The organism is Streptomyces sp. NBC_00005, from assembly GCF_045160215.1.
GTDB lineage: Bacteria > Actinomycetota > Actinomycetes > Streptomycetales > Streptomycetaceae > Streptomyces.
This window is the reverse complement of record NZ_CP108316.1, coordinates 6,578,169-6,593,370: the sequence shown is the minus strand read 5'-3', so window position 1 is coordinate 6,593,370 and position 15,202 is coordinate 6,578,169. Positions and strand designations below refer to the sequence as shown.

The following is a 15,202-nucleotide window of genomic DNA, read 5'->3' as shown; positions in this document are numbered from 1 at the left end:
GTCAGTCCTTAACCGCTCCGCCCAGCCCGGAGACCAGTCGTCGCTGTACGAGTACGAAGAACACCAGCACCGGAATCGTCATGACCGTGGAGGCGGCCATGACCCCGCCCCAGTCCGGATCGTCCGGCTTGTAGAACACCAGCAGGGCCATCGGCAGAGTCGACTGCGAAGTGTCGCTGATGATGAAGGACTTGGCGAAGAGGAAGTCGTTCCAGGCCGAGATGAAGGAGAAGACACTCGTGGCCACGAGGCCCGGGAACACGAGGGGGAAAAGGATCTGCCAGAGGAATCGCCCGCGGCTCGCCCCGTCGATGTACGCGGCCTCCTCCAATGCCTCCGGGACCGCCTTCACAAAGCCCCGCAGCATCCAGATCGCGAACGGCAGCGAGAAGGCGATGTGCGGCAGGATCAGCGAACCCAGGGTGTTCAGCAGACCGAAGTCCCGCATCTGGAAGAACAAGGGGATGGTGAGCGCCTCCACCGGCACCATCTGGGCCACCAGGAACATGATCAACAGCGTGGTCCGGAAGCGGAAGCGGAATCGCGTCACTGCCGTCGCCGCGAGAAACGCGATCAGTGCCGAGACAAGGACGACACTGCCCGCCACCACAAGGCTGTTGACGAAATACCGACCGAAATCCTGCTGCCCGAACACGCGCCGGAAGGAATCCAGGGAGGGCGACCCGGTCCACGGCCGCGGCTCGCTCGACTCGATCTCACCGGCCGGTTTGAAGGCGCTCAGCACCATCCAGTACAGGGGAAAGGCGACGACGACCGCGATCAGCAGCGCCGAGGCCTCCGCCGCCAGCCGCCACGGTCGCTGCACGCGCGCGCGTAGAAGAAGATTCACAGCTCCTCCCCCTGCCTGTGCAGCAGCCGCAGATACACGAGCGTCACGGCGAGCAGGATCAGCAGCATCACGATGCCGATCGCCGAGCCGAGGCTGTACTGCGAGGACGCGAACGCCTGCTGGTAGGCGTAGACGTTCAGGACCAGGTTCTGGCCCGCGATGCCGCCGCCGTTCGTCATGACGTAGATCTGCGTGAAGACCTTGAAGTCCCAGATGACCGACTGGATGGTGACGACCGTCAGGATCGGCCGCAGCATCGGCGCCAGCACCGAGCGCCAGATGCGCCACTGCGAGGCGCCGTCCAGGGCGGCGGCCTCCAGCACCTCCCCCGGTACGGCGCGGATCCCCGCGTACACCGTGACCATCACGAACGGGAAGGAGCACCAGACCACTTCGAGCAGTACGAGGAAGAAGGCGCTGTAGCGCCCGTACGTCCACGAGTGGTCGCCGAGGCCGAAGATCCGGTTGACCGGCCCGAAGTCGGGGTCGAAGAGAAACAGCCACACCGTCGACCCCGTCACCGCCGGCGTCGCCCACGCCCCCAACGCGGCCAGCATCAGCACGAGCCGCGGCACCGCCCGCACCCGGGTCAGCAACACGGCAAGCGCACACCCGACAGCGAGCGTCGACACCACACAGGCCGCCGCGAACAGCACGGTGGCCAGCAGAACCTGCCAGAACTCGGGGTCGGAGAACAGCTCCGTGTAGTTCCCGAACCCCTTGAAGGTGGTCGGCTCACCACCACTGACCTGCGCCTGCGTGTACTGGAAGAACGAGATCAGCCCGAGCTGATAGATCGGATAGACGAGCAGCCCACCGAGCACGACAAGGGCGGGGGCGAGATACAGCCAAGGGACACCCCCACGCCCCAAGGGGCGCGGGGAACTGCGCGAGAAACCACCGATGCCCCGCAGCCGCCGACGATCCGGAAGCACCGAGCTACTGGGCGACACAGGCATCACCCGGCGGAGCCAAACGCATCGTTCATCTTCGCGGCCGCATCCTTGGAAGCCGCACCCACATCCTTCTTGCCGCTGATGATCGACTGAAGCATGTTCGGCAGAACCAGCGACGAGTCGATCTCGGACCACGCGGGCGAGGCCGGCACGAACTTGGTGCCCGCGGACAGCGTCTGCGCGAACGGCTTGACGTACGGCTCCTGCGCGGCGACCTGCGAGCGGACGTCCGCGAACGTGGGCAGGAAGCCCATCGCGTCGAACATCGAGGTCTGCGTCTTCTTCGAGGTGAGCTGTTCCATCAGGTCGACGGCGAGCGTGCGGTGGGAGGTGCTCTTCAGGACGCCGATGTTGTTGCCGCCCGCGAACGCGGGGGCGATCGAGCCGGACTTCACGCCCGGCAGCGGCACGACCGCGTACTCGCCCTTCACCTTCCCGGCCTCGACCGCCGTGTGGCTGAAGTCGCCGCCGATCGCCATGCCCGCCTTGCCGGCCGCGAACGCGCTGATGGTGTCGTTGCCGCCCATCCCGGCACACTTGGCGGCGGGACAGTTGTCGTCCGTGAACAGCGAGGTGTACGCCTTGATGCCCTTCTGGGCGGCCGCGCTGTCGATGGCGGAGGCGTACGAGCCGCCCTTGCCGTTGGCCAGTTCGCCGCCGTTGGCCCAAACGAAGGGCATCGCGCCGTATGTGTAGGCGCCGCCGACGACCAGGCCGTACAGGTCGGGCTTGGCGGCGCGGATCTTGCGGGCCGTGGTCGCCAACTCGGCCATGGTCTTCGGGGGCTGGAGGCCGAGGTCCTTGAAGACGTCCGTGCGGTAGTACAGGGCGCGCACACCGACGTAGAAGGGGGCGCCGTACAACTTGCCGTCGACGGTGACGGACTGCTTGGCGGTGGGGTCGGTGTCCTTGCTCTCGCTCCAGTCGCCGAACTCCTTGGTGACGTCGAGGAGTCCGCCGTCCTTCACATAGCCGGCGGTGTCGGTGTTGCCGAACTCCATGAGGTCGGGAGCGGACTTCGGGTCGTTGAAGGCGGCCTTGACGCGCTGGGCGCGGGTGTCGATCGGGATGTACTCGACGTGCACCTTGGTGCCCTTGTGCGCCTTCTCGAAGGCGGCGACGACCGAGTCGACGACCTTCTCCTTCGGCTTGTTGCCGACCTCCTGGAAGAGCCACACCCGCAGGGTGCCGCTCTTGTCGTCCTTCTCGGAGGAGGAGTTGGTCGAGGTCTGGGGGGCACAGGCGGTGACGGCCAAGGCCGTGAGGAGTACGGCGATTCTGGGGGCGAGCTTCATGGGAGCGGTCCTCCGAGTGCGTTGCAACATATGCAATGACGGTTTCGCTCTGCACAACACAACGGAGGCTAGGGACTACATGAACATGTCCACAAGAGGTCTCAACCACTCTGTGACCGGCGGACGCACCCCGTGCAACGACAGACAGCACAAAGGCCCCCGAGGCGCGCCAAAACGCACCACTGGGGGCCTCGCACAGGTCAGGTCAGGGTCGGGGCAGGGACATCGGGCCTACTTGTCGCCGCCCTTGCCCTTGTCGCCATCGCCACCGCCGGCGCCCATGGACTCGTAGATCTCCTTGCACATGGGACACACGGGGTACTTCTTCGGGTCGCGGCCCGGCACCCACACCTTGCCGCACAGCGCCACGACGGGGGTCCCGTCGAGGGCGCTCGCCATGATCTTGTCCTTCTGGACGTAGTGGGCGAAGCGCTCGTGGTCGCCGTCGCCGTGGGACACCTGCGGCGTCGGCTCTACGAGGGTCCCCGTCCCAGTACCTCGCTGCGGCTGGGGCTCAGGCTCAAGAGTGCTCATAAATTCCAAGGGTACTGAAGCTCACACGCATCAGTTGAGCGAAGGGTCGTCCGGGTACGTGGCGACCATCGCGAGCTCGTTGCGCTGGCGGCGCAGGACCTCGCGCCAGAGTCTCTCCGGGGACGGGGAGGAGACGTCTCCGGGCTCCGACTCGACGACGTACCAGGCGCCCTCGACCAGCTCGTCCTCCAGCTGACCGGGGCCCCAGCCGGCGTATCCGGCGAAGATTCTCAGCGAGCCGAGGGCCGAGGCGAGCAGCTCCGGCGGTGCCTCCAGATCGACCAGACCGATCGCGCCGTGCACTCTGCGCCAGCCCAGCGGTGACCCGTCGACGGTCGCGCCGCCGGGAATGACGGCGACCCCCAGGGCCGAGTCCAGTGACACCGGGCCGCCCTGGAAGACGACACCGGGATCTCCCGCGAGGTCCGCCCAGCCCTCCAGGATGTCCCCGACGTCCACCGGAGTCGGGCGGTTGAGGACGACACCGAGGGAGCCCTCCTCGTCGTGGTCGAGAAGGAGCACCACCGCACGCTCGAAGTTCGGGTCCGCCAGGGCGGGCGTTGCCACGAGCAACCGCCCTGTGAGCGAGGACACCTCGGTCATGCCAGACATGATCCCGCATCTTCCCTTCATCCGGGGAGGCAATGGGGGTTCAGAGGTGATTGCAGCTCAGGGCTGAATGAAGCACCCCAGGCGCACGACGACGGTGGTGACCCCATGTGCCCGATGGTGAACGGTTCGTGTTGTGACACAGCTATGACGTACCTGGGCGGTCCTTGGGCTTACTGAAGGGGGGTGGGCGGCGATTACCCTTTCCCTTCTGGCCCCTGCCCGACTCATCGGAACGCGAGATACATGACCGTCAACGGCAATGACGACGTACTGCTTGTCCACGGCGGAACCCCGCTGGAGGGCGAGATCCGTGTCCGCGGTGCGAAGAACCTCGTACCGAAGGCCATGGTCGCCGCCCTACTGGGCAGTGAACCGAGTCGACTGCGCAACGTTCCGGACATCCGTGACGTTCGTGTCGTACGCGGCCTGCTGCAGCTGCACGGGGTGACGGTCCGTCCGGGTGAGGAGCCGGGCGAGCTGGTGATGGACCCGTCGCACGTCGAGAGCGCGAACGTCGCCGACATCGATGCCCACGCGGGTTCGAGCCGTATCCCGATCCTCTTCTGCGGTCCCCTTCTGCACCGTCTCGGACACGCGTTCATCCCGGGTCTCGGCGGCTGCGACATCGGCGGCCGGCCGATCGACTTCCACTTCGAGGTGCTGCGGCAGTTCGGCGCGCGCATCGAGAAGCGGGCGGACGGCCAGTACCTGGAGGCACCGCAGCGGCTGCGCGGCACGAAGATCCGGCTGCCGTACCCGTCCGTCGGCGCGACCGAGCAGGTGCTGCTGACCGCGGTGTTGGCGGAAGGCGTCACCGAGCTCTCGAACGCGGCCGTCGAGCCGGAGATCGAGGACCTCATCTGCGTCCTGCAGAAGATGGGCGCCATCATCGCGATGGACACCGACCGCACCATCCTCATCACCGGTGTGGACAGCCTCGGCGGCTACAACCACCGCGCCCTGCCGGACCGCCTGGAGGCCGCCTCGTGGGCGTCCGCGGCGCTGGCGACCGAAGGCAACATCTATGTCCGCGGCGCCCTGCAGCGCTCGATGATGACGTTCCTGAACACCTACCGGAAGGTGGGCGGCGCCTTCCAGATCGACGACGAGGGCATCCGTTTCTGGCACCCCGGCGGCCACTTGAAGTCCATCGCGCTCGAAACGGACGTGCACCCGGGCTTCCAGACGGACTGGCAGCAGCCCCTGGTGGTCGCCCTCACGCAGGCGACGGGCCTGTCGATCATCCACGAGACGGTCTACGAGTCCCGCCTCGGCTTCACCTCCGCGCTCAACCAGATGGGTGCTCACATCCAGCTGTACCGCGAGTGCCTGGGCGGCTCGGACTGCCGCTTCGGCCAGCGCAACTTCCTCCACTCGGCCGTAGTCTCGGGCCCCACCAAGCTCCAGGGCGCCGACCTGGTCATCCCCGACCTCCGCGGCGGCTTCTCGTACCTCATCGCCGCCCTGGCGGCCCAGGGCACGTCCCGCGTCCACGGCATCGACCTCATCAACCGCGGCTACGAGAACTTCATGGAGAAGCTCGTGGAGCTGGGAGCGAAGGTCGAGCTGCCGGGCAAAGCACTCGGCTGACCTCCGCTTCCTGGCTCCGGCCCAGGGCAACGCCGCTCCCGGCTGGGGGTCCGGGGGTCATCCCCCGGATACACACAGCATGGAGAAGCTCGTGGAGCTGGGAGCGAAGGTCGAGCTGCCGGGCAAGGCGCTCGGCTGACAGTCACTCAGTCGTCCGTACGACGATGGGGCGGCCACCCGGTCCGGGTGGCCGCCCCATTCGCGTTACTGCTGAGTCTCGTACGTCGTCTCGCGACGCACCGTCAGGCTTACTTGCCCTTGGCGGCTTCCTTGAGCTTGCTGCCCGCGGAGACCTTGACGCTGTAGCCGGCGGGGATCTGGATCGGGTCGCCGGTCTGCGGGTTGCGCGCGGTGCGAGCGGCACGGTGGGTGCGCTCGAAGGTCAGGAAGCCGGGGATGGTGACCTTCTCGTCGCCCTTGGCCACGATCTCGCCGACGGTCTCGGCGAACGCCGCCAGCACGGCGTCGGCGTCCTTGCGGGTCACCTCGGCGCGGTCGGCCAGCGCGGCCACCAGCTCACTGCGGTTCATGTTGTTACTCCCGTGTTCTTCTTGCCGTTGAGGCGTGCGATCGAAGCCGATGCTGCCAGGGCTCCCGGAGAGGCCCCGGACCCGGGTCCGTCGTCAGACCCTCGCGCCCAGGGACGCATCCTGCCCCTACCTGCGGCGCGAAAGCCAATCCGGCACCCGTAGGAGTCGTGAGAACACCCTTGGGAGTCACACGAAAAGAGGGGCTGAGCCTGGCCGACACGATAAACGCCGACCAGGAGAGCCAGGTTCCACGACGCGCCGGTGCAAGGCCTTGCCGTGGCGATCCTCACAGCCTACGCACATGGCCCTACGACGCGGCCGCCGCCTTCGCGGCTTCCCGCACCGCTCCGGCCACGGCGCCCGCGACCTTGTCGTTGAAGACGCTCGGGATGATGTAGTTCGGGTTCAGCTCGTCCCCGGTCACCACGTCCGCGAGGGCGGTCGCGGCGGCCAGCATCATCTCGGTGTTGACCGTGCGGGACTGCGCGTCCAGCAAACCGCGGAAGACACCCGGGAAGACCAGCACGTTGTTGATCTGGTTCGGGAAGTCGGAGCGGCCGGTGGCCACAACCGCCGCCGTCTGGCGGGCGATTGCCGGGTCCACCTCGGGGTCGGGGTTCGCGAGCGCGAACACGATGGCGCCGTCGGCCATGGCGGCCACGTCATCGCCGTCGAGAACGTTCGGGGCGGAGACGCCGATGAAGACGTCCGCGCCGCGCACGGCCTCCTTCAGCGTGCCCGTCAGGCCCTCGGCGTTGGTGTTGTCGGCGATCCAGCGCAGCGGCGAGTCCGCGGCGGCCTCGCGCAGGTCCTCGCGGCCCGCGTGCACGACGCCGTGGATGTCGGCGACGACGGCGTTCTTGACGCCCGCGGCGAGCAGCAGCTTGAGGATGGCCGTACCGGCCGCGCCGGCACCGGACATGACGACCCGGATGTTCTCAATTGCCTTGTCGGTGACGCGAAGTGCGTTCGTCAGGGCGGCGAGGACGACGATCGCGGTGCCGTGCTGGTCGTCGTGGAAGACGGGGATGTCGAGGGCCTCGCGCAGCCGGGCCTCGATCTCGAAGCAGCGGGGCGCGGAGATGTCCTCGAGGTTGATGCCGGCGAAGCCCGGGGCGATCGCCTTCACGATCTCGACGATCGCGTCGGTGTCCTGGGTGTCGAGGCACAGCGGCCAGGCGTCGATGCCGGCGAACCGCTTGAAGAGGGCCGCCTTGCCCTCCATGACCGGGAGGGCGGCCTTCGGACCGATGTTGCCCAGGCCCAGCACGGCCGAACCGTCCGTCACAACCGCAACGGAGTTGCGCTTGATGGTGAGGCGGCGGGCGTCCTCGGGGTTCTCGGCGATCGCCATGCAGACGCGGGCCACACCCGGCGTGTAGATCATCGAGAGATCGTCACGGTTGCGGATGGGGTGCTTGGACTGCATCTCGATCTTGCCGCCGAGGTGCATGAGGAACGTACGGTCGGAGACCTTGCCGAGTGTGACGCCCTCGATGCCGCGCAGCTGCTGGACGATCTCATCGGCGTGCGCCGTGGAGCTCGCCGCGATGGTGACGTCCATCCGGAGCTTCTCGTGGCCTGATGCGGTCACGTCGAGGCCGGTCACCGAGCCTCCGTGGGACTCTACGGCCGTGGTGATCTGGGAGACCGCGGTACCACCCGCGGGCACCTCCAACCGGACCGTAATCGAGTAGGAGACGCTGGGCGCCGTTGCCATGGCCGACTTCCTCTGCTTTCACCTGTGACGCTGGGTATGCCGTCCGATGGTCGCACCTACTGCCGGGTAGGCGTTAGCCACCCTGGATTGCGAACGTTTTGTTCACAGCGAAAGAGGCCCGCGTCACGTCGTGACGCGGGCCTCCCGCTTGTTCAGTGGCACCGACCCGCCATGCTCGCCTCGCGGCAAGTGGTCGCTCGTAGCGACGAAGGTTGGGCCCGGGGGCTTGGATCGAGCCGGTGCCAACACCCAGGCTAACAAACAGATCCCGTAAGGCCATTCCCGTACCGAGAGTTCATGCGCTTCTAATCCCGGAGCAGGTCAGGCACTCCGTTCGCGTCCGGCTCGTCGCGGTCCGCCGAGACGAGCGTCAGCTGCTGGGTCGCCCGGGTGAGGGCGACATACAGGACACGCAGGCCCGCCGGGGACTCGTCCGCGATCTCCGCGGGCGACACGACGACCGTCGCGTCGTACTCCAACCCCTTCGCCTCCAGGCTGCCGAGGGCCACCACCCGGTCGCCGAGCCCGGCGAGCCAGCGGGCGGCCTCCTCGCGGCGCTGCATGGCGACGACGACGCCGACCGTGCCGTCGACCTGGTCGAGGAGCCGGGCGGCTTCCTCGCGGACGGTCTTCGCCAAGGAGTCCCGTACGACGGAGAAGCGCGGTTCGACTCCGGTGGAGCGGACGGCCGAGGGGGCCTCGGAGCCGGGCATGGCGAGGGCGAGCACCTTGGCGGCCAGTTCGGCGATCTCGGCCGGGTTGCGGTAGTTCACCGTCAGCTGGAAGCGGCGGCGCGGGCGGGTGCCGAGCGCCTCGTCGCGGGCCTCGGCCGCCTCGTCGACGTCGGACCAGGAGGACTGGGCCGGGTCGCCGACGACCGTCCAGGTGGCGTGCCGGCCGCGGCGGCCGACCATGCGCCACTGCATGGGCGTGAGGTCCTGGGCCTCGTCGACGATGACGTGGGCGTACTCGGTGCGCTCCTGCGCGAGGCGCTCGGCACGCTCGCGCTGGGTCTCCTCGCGGGTCGGCATCAGCTCCTCGAGGCCGGTCAGCTGGTCGAGCGGATCCAGTTCGCGGCGCTTCTTGGGGCGGGCCGGGGTGCCGAGGATCGACTGGAGCTCGTCGAGCATGGCGATGTCGTGCACGGAGTGGCCGTCACGGCGCAGGGAGCGGGCGACCCGGCGGACCTCGCCGGGGTTGAGGATCCGGCGCGCCCAGCGGCCGAGGCGCCGCTCGTCGGCCATGGCCGTGAGGACGGCGTTCGGGGTCAGCTCGGGCCACCATGCGTCGAGGAACGTGAGGAAGCTGTCCTCGGAGGTGATGTCCTCGTCGAAGGAGGAGCGCAGTTCCGCCGCGAGCTCCGGGTCCGTGTGCCGGCCGGCCGCGCCGGACCGGTCCCACAGCGCGTCGAGGAGGAGCTTGCGGGCGCGGGGGCGCAGGAGGTTGACGGGTGCGGTGCCGCCGAGGGCGATGTGGCGGATGCGGTTCAGGTCCGCCGCCTCCAGCTCCAGGCGGCGGCCGAAGGCGACGACGCGCAGGCGGGTGGGCGTACCGGCCCGACCCTGCGGCTGCTCGTCGGAGTCGTCGTCACCGAAGGCCAGTTGCCCGACGGAGGCACGCGCGCGCGTGCTGCCGCCCGTGCCCAGCTCCAGTGCTCCCCGCGCCGCCTTCCGCAGGACCTTGAGCATGCGGTACGAGCCCTTGGCGCGGGCGGTGGCCGGGGAGTCGTAGAGGCCGGCCTCGGCGCCGTCGACGAGCGAGCCGATCGCGCGGATGGCGACCTGGCCCTCCTCGCCGAGGGAGGGCAGGACGCCCTCGGTGTAGGCGACCAGCAGCGGGGTCGGGGAGACGATGAGGATGCCGCCCGAGTAGCGGCGCCGGTCCTGGTAGAGGAGGTAGGCCGCGCGGTGCAGGGCGACGGCCGTCTTGCCCGTGCCCGGGCCGCCCTCGACATAGGTGACCGAGGCGGCGGGGGCGCGGATGACCAGGTCCTGCTCGGCCTGGATGGAGGCGACGATGTCCCGCATGGTGTGGCTGCGGGCCTGGCCGAGGGCGGCCATCAGGGCGCCGTCGCCGATGACGGCCAGCTCGTGGCCGTCGAGGAAGGCCTTGAGCTCGGGGCGCATCAGGTCGTCCTCGACGCCGAGGACCCGGCGGCCCTTGGAGCGGATGACGCGGCGGCGCACGACCCGGCCGGGGTCGACGGGGGTGGAGCGGTAGAAGGGGGCGGCGGCGGGTGCCCGCCAGTCGATGACGAGCGGCGCGTACTCGGAGTCCAGTACGCCGATCCGGCCGATGTGCAGGGTCTCGGCGATCTCGGCGGTGTTGTCGTCGCGCACCGCGCCTTCTGCGGGCTCCACGGCGGTGTAGGCGCCGTCGGGCCCTTTCTTGCCGTCCTTGCCGAGCAGCAGGTCGATCCGCCCGAACAGGAAGTCCTCGAACTCGTTGTTGAGCCGATTGAGATGGACCCCTGCGCGGAAGACCTGCGCGTCCCGCTCGGCGAGCGCGCCGGGCGTGCCGACCTGGCCTCGCTTGGCCGCGTCGTTCATCAGGAACTCGGCCTCGTGAATTTTCTCCTCGAGCCGCCGGTACACCCGATCCAGGTGTTCCTGTTCGACGCTGATCTCTCGGTCGCGTACTGAGTCGTGATCCGAGCCGACCGCGGTTTCCTGCTGAGCCTGAGCGGCCACCGGGCCCCCTTCTGACGTGCTGGGCAGCCGTCAACCGTACGCGAAAGGGACCCGGCAAAGCTACGTACGCTACGCGTCGATCTCCACGAACATCACGCCTCGACCTCCACGAGCTTCTTGCCGTCGAAGGTCATGACCTCGAAATGGTCGATCTCGTTGGGCTGGAGGGCCGCGCCACCCTGGGCGTAGAGGGGCTGCTTCGCCTCCTCCACCTTGGCGTTCGGGAGGCCGTAACCCCACTTCGGGACCGACCAGGAGGACATCGTCTCGCGCTCGCCGTTCTTGCCGACGGCGATGAGCGAGCACTTCAGCGGGCCCTTGACGTTGCTGAGCTCGACGACGCCCCAGGTGCCCCAGTCCTTCTTCTCCATCGCCACGGTCGCCTTGACCTTGGTGCTCGAGTCCGTGGCCGAGACCTTGTCGGTGATGGTGCCGAAGGCCGCCTTGGCGCCGGCCGCCAGCGGTGTGGCCTGGGTGCCGCCCGAGTCGCTGCCGCCGTTCACGGCCATGACCGTGAGGGGGCCGCCGATGATCAGCGCGGCCGCGGCCGCCACCAGGTAGAAGCCCTTGCGCCGCTTCGTCGCCCGGCGCTCGGCGACCTCGTCGACCAGTCTCTCCGCGAGCCGTGGGCTGGGCCGTGCGGACAGGGACTCGCCGATCGCGGGCGAACCGGTTCCCGGCAGGTCCGCGAGCGCGGCCAGCATCGGCTCCATCCCGGCCAGCTCGTCGAGCTGCTGGGCGCACCACTCGCAGGTCGCGAGGTGTGCTTCGAAAGCGGTTGCCTCGGCGTCGTCGAGGATCCCGAGGGCGTAGGCACCGACGGTCTCGTGCTCGCTCGGGCCCGGAGATCCCATCATGGAGCCAGACATACCCGAACCACCTGTACCGAATCCCTGGTTTCCCCCGTAAACACTCATCACGCCGTCACCCCCCGCTCCTCCAGTGCCAGCTTCATCGACCGCAGGGCATAGAACACCCGGGACCGCACCGTGCCACTGGGAATGCCCAGGGTCTCGGCGGCCTCGTTGACGGTACGCCCCTTGAAATACGTCTCGACGAGCACCTCCCGGTGGGCCGGGGTCAGGTCGTCCAGCGCGTCCGACAGCGTCATCAACCACAGCGCCTTGTCGATCTCGTCCTCCGCGGGGATGACCTCCAGCGGCGACGGATCGACCTCCTGCGGCCGGGCCTGCCGGCTGCGGTGGCCGTCGATGACGATGCGGCGCGCAACCGTCACCAGCCAGGGGCGTACCGATCCGGTCGCTCGATTGAGCTGACCGGCGTTCTTCCAGGCACGTATAAGCGTCTCCTGGACCACGTCCTCGGCACGCTGTCGATCTCCGGCGACCAGCCGGAGCACATACGCAAGGAGAGGTCCGGCGTGCTCGCGATAGAGCGCACGCATCAGCTCCTCATCTGGTTCCGAGGGCTGGGACATGCGATGTCGGGCCCTCGATCCACGTTCATTGGCCACGACGGAATCCTTGCGCACGCCCACCTCCGATGTCCGGGGGTTCCCCCAGTCGGTCGCTCGTCCACGGGTACGGATGTGGGCTGTGTCATGTTCAAAGTGAGACGACAGTTTTCTTCTGCATGACGTGACGAGGGGGACATGGGAGCACATTCCCCCCGTCCGATCTTTACATTTCCGCCACACTGGCAAGATCGCAACGGCTGCCCGTGTCACGGCTGAGGTAAACGGCGTGTAATCGAAATCACTTCGACAGTCGGTTCACAGAAGCCGCATACCGGACGTCAAGCTTGAGTGAGAGCCGCCCGCCGTCGATGGCGGGCCACTCTTTCGCGGTTCCCACAGACCTCACTGGAACACCAGCGCCTCCTGCGCCCCCGGGACGAATCCACATAAACGATCGGGCAGTTGTCCCCCTCGCACTGCCGCAGACCGGCCCGCGCGACCGGGTCGGTGAGCAGCTCTATGGCGTCCCGGGCGATCGCGCCGAGCAGCGCCGCGCACTCCGGCGGACCGTCCAACTCCCGCAGGAGCGATCCGTCTTCGCCCCGCACGGCCCGTGGGGCGGGTGGCGAGACACGGGCGATCTCGTTCACTCGGGTGAGCGCGATGTCGTACGACGGACGGCGTTCGGCGGCGAGCCCGCCGCGTATCAACTGGCCGACCTGACCTCGCAGTTCGCGGAAGCCGACCAGCCACGACGAGTCGGCGTGGGCCAGCGGGGTGCCCGGCGGGGCGAGGCCCGCTCCGGTGATCCAGGCGCGCAGCACCTCGAGGGAGTCGAACCGTTCCTCGGGATGGGTGGTCGCGAGGAGATCCAGGCAGATCCGCCCGGCGTCGAACCGCAGCTCGTACGGGGCCGTGGCCGTACCCAGTGCCATGTGCCTGTCACCGCCTAGGGGTTGCCCCGGTATGAGGGGCCGGTGAAATGCGAGAGAGGGGGCTGGGGAACCGTTCCCTCTTACAGTGCCTGCCCGCTCGCGCGGCCGGAACCCCTCGTACCGGCGGCGGAAGAGGAGGTGGCCGGTGGACGGGCGCTTATGCGGGTGCGCGTCTCGGCGATGTTCCGGCCACGCCGCCGTCCGTTGACTGGAGGGCATGACGCGGAACAACAGGAGCACGGGATTCGTACTGGGTGCGGCCACGGTCGCGATGGGCCTGATCGCGGGGGTCTACTACATTTTCGCCTGCTGTGTGATGCCGGCCCTGGCCCGCAGCGACGACCGGGTCTACGTCGAGGTCATGCGGGACATCGACGACGTGATCCAGAACCCGGTGTTCTTCCTCGGCTTCGCCGGAGCGCTGCTGCTGACGGCGGTGTCGTCGTGGCAGCTGCGCGGGCAGCCGTACCGCTGGTGGGTGTGGGCGGCCCTGGCGGCATACGCACTCGGCTTCCTGACCACGGTCGCCTTCAACATCCCGCTGAACAACGACCTGCAGAACATGACCGACCCCACGGCGGCCAGGGACCACTTCGAGACCCCGTGGGTGGCGTGGAACGTGGTGCGGGCGGTGCTGTCGACGGTGGCGCTGGGGTGCTTGGCGCGAGCGCTCGTTCTCTACGGCAGGGTCACGACCGGCGCGTCTCAACGCCGGTCAGGAACTGTCGGCCCGTCTGGGGGTACCCCCTCTGGGGGAGTCTGAGGAGGAGGCCGTTCAGGCCGAAGCCGGGTGCCCCCTCACACGTCGGCGTACTTGGTGTCGGCCGCCGGATCCAACGCCAGCCGATACCCCCGCTTCACCACCGTCTGAATCAACTTCGGCGCCCCGAGAGCAGTCCGCAGCCGAGCCATCGCGGTCTCCACCGCATGCTCATCGCGGCCGGCGCCCGGCAGGGCACGTAGCAGCTCGGCCCGGGCCACCACCCACCCCGGCCGCCGCGACAGCGCCCGCAGCAGCGACATCCCGGCGGGCGGTACGGGCTTGAGGTCGCCGTCGACCAGGACCGCGTGACCGCGGATCTCCACCCGGTGCCCGGCGATGGGCAGGGTGCGTGCCCGGCTCGGCAGTTCCTGGCAGAGCAGCTGGACGAGGGGCCCGAGCCGGAAGCGTTCGGGCTGGACGGTGTCGACGCCGTGGGCCTGCAGCGGCAGCGCGGTGACCGGGCCGACGCAGGCCGGCAGCACGTCGTGGTGGAGGGCGGCGAGCAGCTCGGGCAGCAGCCCGCGCTCCTCGGCCCGGTTCAGCAGGGACGCGGCGGCGGGCGCGCTGGTGAAGGTGACCGCGTCCAGGCCCCGCGAGACGGCGGCGTCCAGCAGCCGGTCCACCGGCCCGATGTCCTCCGGCGGCATCCACCGGTACACGGGAACCCCGACGACCTCCGCTCCCGCGGCCCGCAGCGACTCCACGAACCCGGGCAGCGGTTCGCCGTGCAGCTGGATGGCGATACGGCGCCCTTCGACGCCCTCCTCCAGCAGCCGGTCCAGCACCTCGGCCATGGACTCGCTCGACGGCGACCAGTGCTCCGTCAGCCCGGCGGCCCGTATCGAACCCTTGACCTTGGGCCCGCGGGCGAGCAGTTCCACGGTTCGCAGCCGTTCGAGGAGCGGCTCTCCGAGCCCCCACCCGTCGGCGGCCTCGACCCACCCCCGGAATCCGATGGCCGTCGTCGCCACCACGACGTCCGGCGCCTGGTCGATCAGGTTCTTCGTCGCCGCCAGCAGTTCGCTGTCGTCGGAGAGCGGCACGATGCGCAGGGCGGGTGCATGCAGGACGGCGGCTCCCCGTCGCTGCAGCAGTGCGCCCAGTTCGTCGGCCCGGCGTGCGGCCGTCACGCCGACGGTGAAGCCGGCGAGTGGGCCGTGTCGCCCGGGGTCTGGTCGCTGCTGTTCGTCGTACATGGCTCTCGTCCCGAACTCGAGTCGTCGTACATGCAGTACGGCGGTACTACCTACATGCCGATCGAGCCTGTCAACGGTGCGTGACAGGCTCGGTTCGGCTAGATGTCGCTGGTG

14 protein-coding genes are annotated in these 15,202 nt (G+C 68.8%); 2 read left to right on the top strand and 12 right to left on the bottom strand.

From position 1 onward, the window contains the following. Position 1: 1 nt before the first annotated feature. From OG303_RS30285 to OG303_RS30265, 5 genes are all read right to left on the bottom strand, one after another. Complete coding sequence (locus OG303_RS30285; RefSeq protein WP_405872299.1) at positions 2 to 850, bottom strand: carbohydrate ABC transporter permease; 849 nt, start codon at positions 848 to 850, stop codon at positions 2 to 4. Continuing rightward, complete coding sequence (locus OG303_RS30280; RefSeq protein ID WP_405872298.1) at positions 847 to 1,809, bottom strand: carbohydrate ABC transporter permease; 963 nt, start codon at positions 1,807 to 1,809, stop codon at positions 847 to 849. Before OG303_RS30280 ends, OG303_RS30285 begins: the two co-directional genes overlap by 4 nt. Beyond that, positions 1,809 to 3,101, bottom strand: a complete 1,293-nt coding sequence (locus OG303_RS30275) for an extracellular solute-binding protein (protein WP_405872297.1) — start codon at positions 3,099 to 3,101, stop codon at positions 1,809 to 1,811. Before OG303_RS30275 ends, OG303_RS30280 begins: the two co-directional genes overlap by 1 nt. A 231-nt stretch (positions 3,102 to 3,332) precedes the next feature. Then, positions 3,333 to 3,635: a DUF3039 domain-containing protein gene (locus tag OG303_RS30270; protein ID WP_405872295.1), complete on the bottom strand. Its 303-nt coding sequence runs from the start codon at positions 3,633 to 3,635 to the stop codon at positions 3,333 to 3,335. Between the two features lie 30 nt (positions 3,636 to 3,665). Continuing rightward, positions 3,666 to 4,238, bottom strand: a complete 573-nt coding sequence (locus OG303_RS30265; RefSeq protein WP_405872293.1) for a YqgE/AlgH family protein — start codon at positions 4,236 to 4,238, stop codon at positions 3,666 to 3,668. A gap of 252 nt (positions 4,239 to 4,490) precedes the next feature. Here OG303_RS30265 and murA point away from each other — a divergent pair, with 252 nt between their 5' ends. Next, positions 4,491 to 5,837, top strand: coding sequence for a UDP-N-acetylglucosamine 1-carboxyvinyltransferase (murA, locus tag OG303_RS30260; RefSeq protein ID WP_405872292.1), 1,347 nt, complete (start codon positions 4,491 to 4,493; stop codon positions 5,835 to 5,837). A gap of 248 nt (positions 5,838 to 6,085) precedes the next feature. Here murA and OG303_RS30255 read toward each other — a convergent pair whose 3' ends face one another. From OG303_RS30255 to OG303_RS30230, 6 genes are all read right to left on the bottom strand, one after another. Then, entirely contained in the window at positions 6,086 to 6,367 is a 282-nt protein-coding gene (locus OG303_RS30255) for an HU family DNA-binding protein (protein ID WP_007382399.1), read from the bottom strand. Positions 6,368 to 6,674: 307 nt separating this feature from the next. Beyond that, complete coding sequence (locus OG303_RS30250) at positions 6,675 to 8,087, bottom strand: NAD-dependent malic enzyme (protein WP_405872291.1); 1,413 nt, start codon at positions 8,085 to 8,087, stop codon at positions 6,675 to 6,677. Between the two features lie 305 nt (positions 8,088 to 8,392). After that, on the bottom strand, positions 8,393 to 10,777 hold the full coding sequence (locus OG303_RS30245) for a HelD family protein (RefSeq protein ID WP_405872289.1): 2,385 nt from the start codon (positions 10,775 to 10,777) through the stop codon (positions 8,393 to 8,395). A 92-nt stretch (positions 10,778 to 10,869) separates the two neighbouring features. Beyond that, on the bottom strand, positions 10,870 to 11,634 hold the full coding sequence (locus OG303_RS30240; RefSeq protein WP_405872287.1) for an anti-sigma factor family protein: 765 nt from the start codon (positions 11,632 to 11,634) through the stop codon (positions 10,870 to 10,872). Positions 11,635 to 11,693: 59 nt separating this feature from the next. After that, entirely contained in the window at positions 11,694 to 12,215 is a 522-nt protein-coding gene (locus OG303_RS30235) for a sigma-70 family RNA polymerase sigma factor (RefSeq protein ID WP_010039908.1), read from the bottom strand. Positions 12,216 to 12,532: 317 nt separating this feature from the next. Continuing rightward, complete coding sequence (locus OG303_RS30230) at positions 12,533 to 13,129, bottom strand: CGNR zinc finger domain-containing protein (protein WP_405872286.1); 597 nt, start codon at positions 13,127 to 13,129, stop codon at positions 12,533 to 12,535. A 217-nt stretch (positions 13,130 to 13,346) separates the two neighbouring features. Here OG303_RS30230 and OG303_RS30225 point away from each other — a divergent pair, with 217 nt between their 5' ends. Further along, a complete protein-coding gene (locus tag OG303_RS30225; RefSeq protein WP_405872284.1) occupies positions 13,347 to 13,892 on the top strand; it encodes a DUF1772 domain-containing protein in 546 nt (181 codons plus the stop codon). A gap of 35 nt (positions 13,893 to 13,927) precedes the next feature. Here the strand turns inward: OG303_RS30225 and OG303_RS30220 are convergent, their stop codons facing one another. Then, positions 13,928 to 15,088, bottom strand: a complete 1,161-nt coding sequence (locus OG303_RS30220; protein ID WP_405872283.1) for a uroporphyrinogen-III synthase — start codon at positions 15,086 to 15,088, stop codon at positions 13,928 to 13,930. Between the last annotated feature and the right edge of the window lie 114 nt (positions 15,089 to 15,202).

Excerpts from the sequence above, each read along its gene's own strand:
- OG303_RS30225 (WP_405872284.1), top strand. The coding sequence starts at position 13,347 with ATGACGCGGAACAACAGGAGCACGGGATTCGTACTGGGTGCGGCCACG.
- OG303_RS30230 (WP_405872286.1), bottom strand. The coding sequence starts at position 13,129 with ATGGCACTGGGTACGGCCACGGCCCCGTACGAGCTGCGGTTCGACGCC.
- OG303_RS30255 (WP_007382399.1), bottom strand. The coding sequence starts at position 6,367 with ATGAACCGCAGTGAGCTGGTGGCCGCGCTGGCCGACCGCGCCGAGGTG.
- murA (WP_405872292.1), top strand. The coding sequence starts at position 4,491 with ATGACCGTCAACGGCAATGACGACGTACTGCTTGTCCACGGCGGAACC.
- OG303_RS30270 (WP_405872295.1), bottom strand. The coding sequence starts at position 3,635 with ATGAGCACTCTTGAGCCTGAGCCCCAGCCGCAGCGAGGTACTGGGACG.
- OG303_RS30280 (WP_405872298.1), bottom strand. The coding sequence starts at position 1,809 with ATGCCTGTGTCGCCCAGTAGCTCGGTGCTTCCGGATCGTCGGCGGCTG.
- OG303_RS30275 (WP_405872297.1), bottom strand. The coding sequence starts at position 3,101 with ATGAAGCTCGCCCCCAGAATCGCCGTACTCCTCACGGCCTTGGCCGTC.
- OG303_RS30220 (WP_405872283.1), bottom strand. The coding sequence starts at position 15,088 with ATGTACGACGAACAGCAGCGACCAGACCCCGGGCGACACGGCCCACTC.
- OG303_RS30250 (WP_405872291.1), bottom strand. The coding sequence starts at position 8,087 with ATGGCAACGGCGCCCAGCGTCTCCTACTCGATTACGGTCCGGTTGGAG.
- OG303_RS30265 (WP_405872293.1), bottom strand. The coding sequence starts at position 4,238 with ATGACCGAGGTGTCCTCGCTCACAGGGCGGTTGCTCGTGGCAACGCCC.
- OG303_RS30235 (WP_010039908.1), bottom strand. The coding sequence starts at position 12,215 with ATGTCCCAGCCCTCGGAACCAGATGAGGAGCTGATGCGTGCGCTCTAT.
- OG303_RS30240 (WP_405872287.1), bottom strand. The coding sequence starts at position 11,634 with ATGATGGGATCTCCGGGCCCGAGCGAGCACGAGACCGTCGGTGCCTAC.